The sequence below is a fragment of the Flammeovirga sp. EKP202 genome (assembly GCF_014534745.1).
GTDB lineage: Bacteria > Bacteroidota > Bacteroidia > Cytophagales > Flammeovirgaceae > Flammeovirga.
The window spans coordinates 1-11,813 of the sequence record NZ_JACVVP010000012.1 but is presented as its reverse complement, the minus strand read 5'-3'; the positions used below and the strand labels follow the sequence as shown (position 1 = coordinate 11,813).

The 11,813-nt window shown below is 33.5% G+C and carries 6 protein-coding genes; 3 read left to right on the top strand and 3 right to left on the bottom strand.

Annotated elements, in window-relative coordinates; translation table 11 throughout:
* Window positions 1-121 precede the first annotated feature (121 nt).
* Entirely contained in the window at window positions 122-2,488 is a 2,367-nt protein-coding gene (locus tag IC221_RS09395; RefSeq protein ID WP_188168732.1) for an erythromycin esterase family protein, read from the top strand.
* 33 nt (window positions 2,489-2,521) lie between these two features.
* On the opposite strand, the gene IC221_RS09390 is transcribed toward IC221_RS09395, so the two are convergent.
* Window positions 2,522-2,881, bottom strand: a complete 360-nt coding sequence (locus IC221_RS09390) for a helix-turn-helix domain-containing protein (RefSeq protein WP_188168731.1) — start codon at window positions 2,879-2,881, stop codon at window positions 2,522-2,524.
* 200 nt (window positions 2,882-3,081) lie between these two features.
* Between IC221_RS09390 and IC221_RS09385 the strand changes: the two genes are divergently transcribed.
* On the top strand, window positions 3,082-3,681 hold the full coding sequence (locus tag IC221_RS09385) for a nitroreductase family protein (RefSeq protein ID WP_188168730.1): 600 nt from the start codon (window positions 3,082-3,084) through the stop codon (window positions 3,679-3,681).
* A gap of 264 nt (window positions 3,682-3,945) precedes the next feature.
* On the opposite strand, the gene IC221_RS09380 is transcribed toward IC221_RS09385, so the two are convergent.
* Window positions 3,946-5,295, bottom strand: a complete 1,350-nt coding sequence (locus tag IC221_RS09380) for a DUF1566 domain-containing protein (RefSeq protein WP_188168729.1) — start codon at window positions 5,293-5,295, stop codon at window positions 3,946-3,948.
* Between the two features lie 317 nt (window positions 5,296-5,612).
* Between IC221_RS09380 and IC221_RS09375 the strand changes: the two genes are divergently transcribed.
* Entirely contained in the window at window positions 5,613-11,447 is a 5,835-nt protein-coding gene (locus IC221_RS09375) for a carboxypeptidase-like regulatory domain-containing protein (protein ID WP_188168728.1), read from the top strand.
* A gap of 139 nt (window positions 11,448-11,586) precedes the next feature.
* On the opposite strand, the gene IC221_RS29545 is transcribed toward IC221_RS09375, so the two are convergent.
* Window positions 11,587-11,813: hypothetical protein (locus IC221_RS29545; protein ID WP_223241342.1), on the bottom strand; the 227-nt coding region annotated here is incomplete at its 5' end.

Genomic DNA, 11,813 nt, shown 5'->3' with positions numbered 1-11,813 from the left:
GGTGTTATCAGATGGAATTTACCTATTATTAATACTCTCTGAATCACTACTGTTTGAGAGATAGATATAGTTTTTTATTTTTAGAGTACGAAAACGACTATAACTTTAAATAATAACCTCAATGAGACAACAACTTAAAGCAATGCTCTCGATTTGCTTCTTACTATTAAATGCTACTCTTTTTGCACAACAAAAACTCAATTTCCACTACTATGACACTCTAAATTTCCATCAGTTTTCAGCATTGAAAGAGGATATAGGAGATGCCAGAATTGTCCTTTTGGGTGAACCGGATCACAACCATGGTAATATTTTTACAGCCAAAACTGAAGTGATGAAAATGCTCCATCAAGAAATGGGATTTGAAATCGTAGCCTTTGAAAGTGGGTTTTATGACTTAAACAAATCGCATGAAGCTATCGCAAGGGGAGAAAATATCAAGTTTGCCTATACGAATAGCATTTTCTCAATATTGACTTCTCAAGAAGAGTTTCATCCATTTATGGATTACGTCGCTGAAAACTATGAAACGCTGAAAGTGCATGGCTTTGACAATCAATTAAGTGGTTATTATGCTCAAGAAACATTGATAAAAGATTTCGCTCCTTATTTCAATTCTGAGGAAGAGTATCAAGATTGGGAAAACTGTATGGAGTTCATTCAAGATTATGATTTTCCTAAGGCATTAGATATTGAAAAGTTCTTAAACCATAACAATTACTTAAAAGAAGCGATTGCTAAGTCAGATCAAGTGACTAAAAAAGATCTGATTCAAACGCTTCATTTTATTTCAGAAACAGCTAAAGATTATTATTACAACAAATCTCAAAAGAAAACACAAGAGGAATTCAAAGCAAAAGACAGCAATGTTAGAGATCGATTGATGGGTGAGAATTTACTTTATCTTGCGAATAAATATCATGACAAAAAAATCATAGTTTGGGGTGCGACAGGTCATTTGATGAATAAAATAAGAGGAGTTCTTGAAGAGTTGGATGAGTTTAATCCAATGGGGAGTTATATTAAAGAGAAGTGGGGAGATAAAGCTTATATCTTAGCTTTTACAGGGCAAGACGATGATATCTATACTGAAGATAATATTGAAGATCATTTTTATGAATCAGGAAATGCTTTTGCCTTTTTAAGTTTAAATGAGAAAGTTGTTTTCAAAAGTAATGTCATAGGTACTGAAGGAGGAGGAATCGAAGAACTGAAAACGGATTGGTCATTGGTATTTGATGGGATGTTTTTTGTCAATCAATTAAAGAAAGGCACTTATAAAGGATATGATTGTGGAGAATCTCAACTAAAATCAGATAATATACAGCAAAGCAATACAAAGGGTACAACCTTTACGTTTGAACTAAAAAAAGGTCAAAAAAAGGATCTACCAGTTTATTACTTTAAAGACAATTCCACATTTGAGAAGCAAGTAGGAATCGTATTTGACCAGAATACCAAAGAACCAATTCCTTATGCAAATGTCTTTACTTCTGAATCTAAAACAGGAACCTCAACCAACGATAAAGGCATCTTTGAAATAGGACTTCCATCTCCACAAGATTCAATTGTGATTTCGTCTTTGGGATACGAAACTATCACAATTGCCTCTTCTAAAACCAATTTGGAAATAGGTTTAAAGCCAAAAGTAGAAGAAATGTCTACACTAACGATTTCAAGTGAGCCATTAACAGCGAAAAGTATTATGAAAAAGGTGATTCAGAATATCCCTAAGAATTATAACCAAGGATCATTCTCTTATGATATTGACGCTGATATGATTACTCAAACAAAGAAGAATGGGGTTTATTATGTAGAAAGAGAAATAGATTTACATCGTAATATTGGTTATCAATCTTGGCCGTTATTTGGATATAGAGATTCTGGTAATTTTACAAAGCTAATAAGTGCCCGAGGATGTCCAATAGACTCATTAAAAAGTGATTCTCCTTCTTACACGGAATTTGATCCGAAAAAATCGTCAACAATGTTGAGAGTTTTTACTCACAATGATGTGATAGCTATCAGAAATAATAACTTTTTAAATAAGGGCAAACTATCCAAATATGATTTAGAATTTTCGGATGTTATCATAGAAGATGGAAAGGAAATTTATGTGATTAAATATAAAGCCAAAAATCTGTCATTCAGAAGTAGTGTTTTTATGTTTTTGGAAACAATTAATGGAGTCCTTCATATTAATGCAGAGGATTATGCATTACTAAAAGTAGACTGTTATGTTGTTCATAATGAGAAGGAATCAAAGAAATTTTATGAAGGAGATAGAAAACTTAAAAGGCACGGGGCTAAAGTTGCATCCATGCCTTTCACAAAACAGGAGACTACCTATAAAAAGAATAAGGACGGTTATTATTATTTAGATGAGTTGATAGGTGAATCAAATCTGCCGTTTTATCCTACTTATAATCATCTAAAAGTTAGTGATATTAAGTTAGGAGAGCGCAACAGAGAAGAAGAAGTGAACTAAAAAAGGAAAGATGAGTCAAAAGGCTCACCTTTTCTATTCCTCAATTTCTTCAATTTTCGGGTCCCACTTTACTGCTTCTTCACCCCATTCAGAAATCATAACTAATAAAGGAATAAGCGTTTTCCCAAAATCAGTCATGCTGTATTCAACCCTCAAAGGAGGTTTATCAGTTGGGATTACTTCTCTTACGATCAATCCATCTTCCTCTAGTTGTTTTAATTGAAGGCTAAGCGTTCTTTCACTCACCGTAGGAATTAACTTCCTGATTTCATTGTATCTCAGTGTACCATCTTTTAGGTGGATCAGAATCACGGATTTCCATTTTCCGCCTATATATTTCATCGTCAAGCTGGTACAGCAAGGATATTCTTTCCCGTCAACTTTAAATTTCATTGCTTTTATATTTAATAAACGTTAAAAATAGATACTTACATTTTTGCCCGTTATTGATTTCTATAACAACACTAATTATGTTTGTAACTATCAAAAGTAAAGTTACTAAAAATAATTTAGATGCAACATCTAAAACAGATTTATTAGCAACTATTTTTCAATTTAAAGTTCAGAAATCAAACAATAAAAAGATAAACATTATGGAATTCTTAGAAGTAGCAAAGTCGAGATACACTACAAAAAAATACGACGCCTCTAAAAGAGTAAGTGCAGTTGATATTGAAAAAATCAAAGAAATCCTTCAATACAGCCCTTCTTCAATCAATTCTCAACCTTGGAAATTTACGATTGTAGGTGATCAAGAAGTGAAAGAGAAATTAGGTAAAGCTTCTTATTTCAATGAGGAGAAATTAGTAGAAGGAAGTCACGTTGTAGTATTTAGTGTAGTAGATGATTTAGCGAAGTTTGAAGGCAAAATGGAATCTTACTTGGCAGAAGGAGCAGTTTGGTACTACAATAATTTCTTAAAGCCTCAAGGAGAAGAAAAAATCAAGACTTGGATGTCTGAGCAAGTGTATTTAGCAGTAGGATATTTCTTATCTGCTATTGCGTCAATGAACATTGATTCTACACCAATGGAGGGCATTGAAAATGACAAGTACAAAGAAATTTTAGGTTTAGAGGGCTATCAACCACTTGTTGCTGTAATGATTGGTTACAGAGATGAAGAAGATGGTAACCAACCTTCTAAAACTTCGAAGCAGAGATTAGAAATGGAAGAGGTAGTAGAGTTGATCTAATTGCAGAAGTTGTATAATAATTATAGATGAGTAATAGCCTTCACGGTTTTGTGAAGGCTATTTTTTTTGATCTTGGGATTTAAATTAGAAAGATGTTTCGTGCACCATAGTTAAAACTATGGGCAGGTGATACAGCAACCTATCCAAGACTGAAGTCTTGAGGTTGATAACGAAGCCAACACTTTAGTGTTGGTGGAGTAAGTATCACAAGCTACGACTTCAGTCGTGGTGCACGTATGCATGTCTCTTATTCTTCCCTCACAATTAAATAGTTCTAACTAAACGAACATAATTATTAATTCTGATCGCATCTCCCTGAGGTCCTCTACCATTTTTATATTTTGAAGGATCACCAGATTTTGGATCACTTCTTTGACTTCCCGCTCCATGAATGTCAATCCAATTTGGAGCTTGGTTGCTATTAGATTGCATCATTGGAGGAGGTCCTTGTTGAACATTTCCTTGACCATGTGGAGGCCTTCCGCCTGGAGGAGGGCCCATAGGTCGTTGTCTATTACCATTACCTCTTTCAGGTCTAGTAGGCATATTTCCTAGTGATTTTCCAAAAGCTACATAGACAGCTGTACCACCACCATTTCTACCACTACTTTCATGAGTGGTATTGGACCAATAAAAAGCAAAGTCATTTTCTCCCCTTTCATTTTGGATAGAAGAAATATCAAAAATAGGGTCGATGGCAGGGTGATCATCATTTTTAGCAACTCTCTCATAATCCACAATAGATTCTAGTTCTTTGGCATCGGGTAATCTCCAATCAGAGTGATTTCCTGTCTTATTTTCTTGAGCATATTTTAATGCCTCTTCCCAATTCATTCCTTCTTTTGAATCAGCTTTCATCCACATCAAACCAGTGTTCAAATCTGAAATAGTACCATCGCCATTATCTCTAAAATCATTAGTGCCATAATCCGTATTTCCTCTAACTAAAAAGTACCCAAAAAGCTTTTCCTTATTGCGTAACTTTTTACCGTAACCTTTGATTCTTCCATCTGCAAAGTTGACCCCAAAGATTAGTTCCTGTTCACCGTAGTAGAGTGTACTTGTAGCACATTGTTGATCGATCAAACGTTCTCCTGCTTCAGTATCGCCGTAGGCAAAATCAAAATAATCAGTATTGATAAAAGGTTGGTTGGCGTTTACATTTTTTGCTTTAGGATTGATATCCTGCCCACTAAACATAATCAAAGAATACAACTCCTTAATGGTAGGTAAACGCCAATCCGTATAGCCACCTGTATTCTCTTTTTTCACTTGTTTCAGAAGGTCTTTATAAGACAATTTATCGTTTACATCAATTTTACCATCACCATTATGATCCAATGATTTTTGCCACATCAACCCTGTAACTAAATCAGTGACAGTGCCATCACCATTGTCTTTATATTGAGGTGTATTTCCAAGGAAATTGGCATTTTGTCCATAAAATGAACTTCCTTCTTTAGGTAATTTTATCTCTTTCTTATTATCAAAAGCTTTAGTTTGATTTGTTCCAACAATCGGATATTTCAAGTTATCTTTTGATTGACGGTTGATGGTATATGCAGAGCCTATAATACTCAATGTCAATAACCCGATTAAATATTTCTTTTTCATTTTGTCTATCGTTTTTTGTTGAGAATAAAATTAGTTTTTGCTTACTAGAGTACAGCATAAAATCTACGAACTAGTGATTATTATCTGCGAATGAGTATTTTATTAAATTAATGCGATTATTGTCTATCTTACATTGAACTTGGATTGCCAGTTATTAGGAAAATAATTTTTCCTGAGGGATAATTTTAATAAAAATGAGGTTATAAATTACTAATTGCCTAGTATCTACTTTTTTATGTTTAAGGTAGTCGGTTATATTTATTGTTTAATACTGGATCAATATTATAAACTAACACAATTAAAAATAACACTGTAGAATGTTAAGCAAGCTAAGATACTTTATCTTCCTTGGGCTAATTTCGACAACGATGTTTGCTCAAGGTCTATTAAAATCACCTCAATCAAGTTATTACACTTATGTGTATCAGATTACAAACCAAGAAGCGGAGCAGATTTTCAAAAAAGGAATACAAACTATTGATGACTCTTTTTATCACTCTTTAGTCGATTCCGTAGCAGAAGACCTTCAATCTCAGAAAACAAAATATCCCACGGGTCATTATTTATTAACGAAAGCAGAAAAGGGTTTCCAACACGTTGAGCTTTATTCCCAAGAAGCAATAGACGTCTTTGTTTTAAACAATGACAAAGATTTGGTAGTGCAAGTGTACGACCTTGAAGGGAATAGTATTGAAAATGCAACCGTAAAAGTAAATCAAGTCAAGCTGCGTTTTGATGCTGAAAGACACTCTTATGTAGATCAAAAATCAAATAAAGATGGATTGCTTAAAGTAACTTATGGTGAATACACTAGCTTTATTGATCTTTCGAAACGACATAACAATTCAGCATTTAAAAGAAGCTATAAGAAGGTAGTGTATAGTTTTCCGTTGAAATACATTTATCTGCCAATTCAGTATATTGTTTATTTACCTATTGATGGTGTAAAGAGCATTAAAAATCAATATCCCACCGGAACGATTTATCAAACAAAAAATATTTTTAAGAAAAAGTCGAGGTATCAAAGTGATTATAAGGGCTACTTTGTATTTAGTAAACCCAAATACAAACCTTATGAAAAGGTGAAGTTTAAAACGTATATCGTTCACAAGAAAACAGGGAAACCTTATCATAAACCATTGACTGTTGTAGTATCAAGGTATTCTAAAGAGAAGAAACTCGGAGAAATAGTGCCTTATGATAAGGGTGGTTATACTTATGATTTTAATCTAGTAGACTCATTAGATCTTAAATTGGATTATAACTACACTATAAAACTCTTAGATGAGAAAGAGAATACTATAGTTGAAGGAAGATTCAAGTATGAAGATTATGAGTTGGGGAAAAATGAGCTGACCGTCAGAGTGGAAAATGAAAACCACTTCAAAGGAAAAAAAGCAAACTTATTTATAATGGCCACGGACGAGAATGAGCTTTCGTTGATGGATGCTAAAGTGGAAGTCATAGTAATGACCAAAAAAATTAGTGAATATTATGCGGAAAGTGTTTTTGTGCCAGACACACTTTATACTACTCATCAAGATTTAGCTCCAAAAGGAGAAACGAAGATTGTCTTATCAGATAGTTTGTTTCCTAAAGCAAGTTTTGAGTATAAAGTCAAAGTAGTCATGAGTACATCTGACAATGAGGTAAAGCAAAAAACAAAAACACTACAATACTGGTATGAGCAACATGAAATTGCATCTAGCTTACAAAAAGAAGAGCTTGAATTGAGTTATTTGTTCAATGGTGATACTGTAGAAAAAAAAGGGAAAGTGTATGGGGTGGATGCCTTCGGGAATACTACGCTACAGAGAGAAGGGAAGTTTCCTTTAAAGCTTTCCATTTCGCCCTTTTATGAAAGTTACAAGGTAGAATTAGAGGACTATGAGCAAGTAATTAAAATCAGCGATCTATTTTCTGCCTTACAGGTATATACAGATAGAACAGCAGACTCTATTGAGGTAGAGGTGAGCAACCCTAGAAATCTTCCATTTGTTTACACTTTCTATAAGAAAAATGCATTACAACAGAAGGGATATACAAAAGACTTACATTTTAAGATAGGTGTAAAAGACAATCAGAACTACTACTTTACGATCAATTACCTTTGGGGAGGTGAAGTGAAAAAGGAAAATTATATAATTGGTGCGTTGAACGATTATCGCTTAAATCTTGATGTTGATGCCCCACAGTTGATATCACCGGGTCAAAACTCTACGATTGAAGTGAAAGTGACTGATCATAAAGGGAAGCCAGTAGAAGGGGTAGATATCACGGCCTATGGAATTACCAAAAAGTTTGATCATACTGAGAAGAACCCACCCATTTTTACAAAAAAGAAAAAAGCGAAAACAGTTGTCAATAATTTTCAGTTGGCTCATAAAGCAAGAAAAGGAAACTTATCCTTGGATTATTCAACATGGAAGGTTTTGGCAGGGTTGGATAGTATTCCTTATTACCAGTTTTTATTTCCTGAAAAAGGGATTTATCAAACAACTTCTTTAGTAGAAAACAACATCACACAGTTTGTTCCTTTTGTTGTGCATCAAGGAAACATCGAACCGGTAAAAGTGATCTATGTAGACAATGAGCCAGTATATTTTGCTTGGGCAACAATTGATCAACCCTATGCGGTAAGAATTTCGAAAGGCAAACATAATATAAGATTACGAACAGAAAAGAATGAGCTTTTCTTAAAGGATATAGAATTTGAAGAAGGGGTAAAATCGATCATCAGTGTAGATCGCTCCTATCCATTACCCAATGTAAAAGTAGAAGACAGGAAATGGAATTATTCAGATGAAGAGTTGGAGTTGTGGTCAAAGTATACTTTAGCTTATCAAACTAGATTTAGTAATTACGCTCTTCTTGAGCAAAAGGAGAACGTCTACTTTTTAAATACTTCCTATTACTATCGTAAAAAATATGATTTGGTAGGGCCAGTTTTGGGTCAAATTGATTTAACAGTATTGGACGGTTATAAAAGTAGTTTTTATTTTGATTCAGGAAATAAATATAGCTTTTCTGAAAGCAATATAAGTATGAAGCCTTTCGATCTTCGTAAACACATTTTCCAATTGAAGTCTTCAGCTACTCAAGAGTTTTATGATGAAGTGTTGACAAAAGAACAAATCAAAAAAAAATGGAAGCTTTATTTAGAGGAGCAAAGGAAAAGCAAGGCTGTTTATTCTTATCCAAGAAGAACATATAATGGTAAAGGAAAACTAATTGTTGATATTCATGAAGTAAAAGATAAGCAAACACTCCTTCCTTTAAATAAACTATTAGTAAAATTAGATGATCCAGAATTTATACGTGTCTATCCAGGAAGTATCAATACTTTTCATTCCTTAGATAGCGGGTACTATCAGTTGATTTATTTTTATTCTGAAAATCGTTATCACATTGAAGACTCTTTAAAAATACATACACAAGGAGTTAATTATTATTCTTTTAACCAATCTAAACAATATAAGCAAGACCAATTTGGGAAAGAAGTTTCAGAAATAATTGAGAAGTCAATTTATCAGAAAAGTGGACGTGAACAGAAGGACAGGGATTTAATAAAAGTACAACATCATTATAGAGACGCATTCAGTTTTAAGGGAGAAGGTAATATAGTTAATGGAATAGTATATGAAGAGGGGAGTAATACTCCTTTACCAGGAGTGAATGTAAATATACTTGGTACTAACTACGGTACAATTACTGATCTTGAGGGGAAATTTTCAATAAAAATTCCGAAAAACAGAGATGTACTTCGTTTTAGTTTTATAGGGTACAAAGAACAAGATGTTGTTGTGAAAGGAGGAACTTTACAAGTGATATTGGAAGCTGACATGGAAGCACTAGAAGAAATAGTTATCATCGGATATGGTACTCAAAGTAAAAAAGAAGTAACAGGTGCGGTGGCATCAGTAGCTGTTAGGAAAAATCCTGATGAAACAATTATGATAAGAGGAGTGACTTCTTCGGGAGGAAATGGTGATCCGCTTTATGTAATCAATGGGAAAGTATTTACGGGTGATTTTTCAACTATTGATCCTAATTTGATTCAAAATATTACAATACTTAAAGACGCCGCAAGTATTGCAGTGTATGGTTCCAAAGGATCAAATGGTGTAATTTTAATAGAAATGTCCTCTTCTGCTTTTCAAGAAATAAAATTAGCCATGTCAGGAAGCGAAGGGATGACGAATGACTTTATCACACAGGCTCAAAACAGAAACTCAATAAGGAATAATTTTCAGGATAATGCATTTTGGCAACCACAGCTAAAGTCAGACAAAGAAGGGAAAGTGAAATTTGAAGTGACTTTTCCTGACGATATCACCAAATGGAATACCCACTTTCTGGCGATGAATGGTAAGAAGCAGTCAGGGAGCGTTACACACAGTATTAAATCTTATATGCCTTTAGCGGGTCAAGTGAATTTGCCAAGATTTTTGGTAGCCTCAGATCAAGCGAAAGCAATTGGTAAATCCTTGAATTATATGGGAGATACTTTACAATCCAATATTGTATTCACTATTGACCAACAAAAACAATGGGAAAAAACAATAGCAATTTCAGACGCTCATATTGATACCTTATCTTTTACTTCTACCAAGGATAGTGTAGCATTAAGTTATACAGTAACTTCTAAAAATGGTTTTTTTGATGGAGAAGAACGTAGTATACCGGTATATCCATTAGGAATAGAATTAGCTAAAGGAGGATTTTATATTCTTGAGACTGATACAACAATTCATCTTGAAAGTAATGATAATCCTACCAAAGTGTATGCAAAATCGAGTTACTTAGGAGCATTAGAAAGCGAGATAGAACATGTAATTCAATACCGTTATTTGTGTAATGAACAATTAGCATCCAAGCTTAAAACACATTTATCCGCATATGCTATAAGTAAGCATAGAGGTGAAAAGTATAAATCTATTCCTGAAATCGAAAAGCTAATTAAAAAGCTGGCTAAAAATACCAATAAAGAGCAGCTTTGGGGATGGTGGGAAGGAAACACTACATCTTACTGGATTTCTAAACATGTATTGGAAGCCTTTGTTGAAGCTCAAAAATATGACTTTGATGTGCCTTTTGATAGAATTGAACTTACTGAAAAGCTATTGGTGAATTTTCATACGGAAGAATTTCAAACTAATAAGTTAAAAATATTACAATTGATAAGTGATTTGGACCCCGAAGGCCATTATCAGAAATATATTTCAGAATTAGAGGCTAAAGAGAATCCATCGCTAAATTATGAATTGCAACTTTTGCAGTTAAAGCAAAAGCAGGGATTGCCAATTGATTTAAACAGTCTACAGCAATATCAACAAACAACAATGTTTGGCAATATCTATTATAATAAAGAAGAGGAGGAGACCATAGTAGGTTGGAGAAATAGAATTATTGATAATGATATACAAAACACACTCTTGGTATATCAACTTTTTAAGGCTGATTCTGTAAACAATCATGAGAAAGAATTAAAGAAAATCAGAAATTATCTCCTAGAGCAAAGAAAGACGGGGTATTGGGTAAATACTTATACTTCTTCAAAGATAATTGAGACAGTTTTGCCTGATATATTAAAAGGTAATAAAGAGCCAATTCCTCAAACCTTAACAATATCAGGAAGCATAAATCAGACTGTTTCCAATTTTCCTATGGAGTTGGATTTACAAAAAGGAGATGAAATTACAATTATCAAATCGGGAGACTTGCCTATCTATCTAACGCAATACACGAAGTACTGGGAAAATGCTCCAAAAGCAAAGAGCGATCATTTTGAAGTAAACACTTATTTTGAAGATCAAAGCAACACTAATATTAAAGCAGGCAATAAGGTCAATTTAGTGGTAGAAGTGGATGTCAAAAAAAGTGCTGATTATGTAATGGTCAATGTTCCAATTCCGGCAGGGTGTTCATATGCTTCAAAGCGTAAAGGAACATACTACGAAGTTCATCGAGAGTATTTCAAAAATGAAGTAGCTATTTTCTGTAAAACACTCAAGAAAGGGAAATGTACTTTTACAGTAGAACTACTACCTAGGTACAATGGAAACTATCATCTTAATCCTGCAAAAGCAGAATTAATGTATTTTCCGACCTTTTATGGAAACAACGAGTTGAAAGAAGTAGGAATTCAATAACTATAATCATTAATCAAGGGTTGGTGAAAAGGGTGAAAACTCAATTTTAAGATGTACAGCCTAAGGTGTGAATTAAATTTTTGAGTTTTATCTGTAATGTAGTTTGCTGTTAGTGAGGTGTTTGTTTGAGTGTTGAAATTTATTTAATGTAAATATTCATAGAAGTTATTGTATTTAAAAAACCTTCTATTACCTTTGCACTCCCTTCAGCAAACGGCTGAGGGAAAAACATGATGTAAAAGAAGACTTTTGAGAGATATAATAATTTGTTTCTAAGTTGATTAAAGCGATGAAAAATTAAGTTTCTAAATAAAACAAAATAAGCATTGCAAATTAAATTTCTCTTCTTACCTTTGCACTCGCCTT

What these genes read in the sequence shown, in the direction of transcription:
- IC221_RS09395 (WP_188168732.1), top strand. Translation starts at nt 122, where the DNA reads ATGAGACAACAACTTAAAGCAATGCTCTCGATTTGCTTCTTACTATTA.
- IC221_RS09390 (WP_188168731.1), bottom strand. Translation starts at nt 2,881, where the DNA reads ATGAAATTTAAAGTTGACGGGAAAGAATATCCTTGCTGTACCAGCTTG.
- IC221_RS09385 (WP_188168730.1), top strand. Translation starts at nt 3,082, where the DNA reads ATGGAATTCTTAGAAGTAGCAAAGTCGAGATACACTACAAAAAAATAC.
- IC221_RS09380 (WP_188168729.1), bottom strand. Translation starts at nt 5,295, where the DNA reads ATGAAAAAGAAATATTTAATCGGGTTATTGACATTGAGTATTATAGGC.
- IC221_RS09375 (WP_188168728.1), top strand. Translation starts at nt 5,613, where the DNA reads ATGTTAAGCAAGCTAAGATACTTTATCTTCCTTGGGCTAATTTCGACA.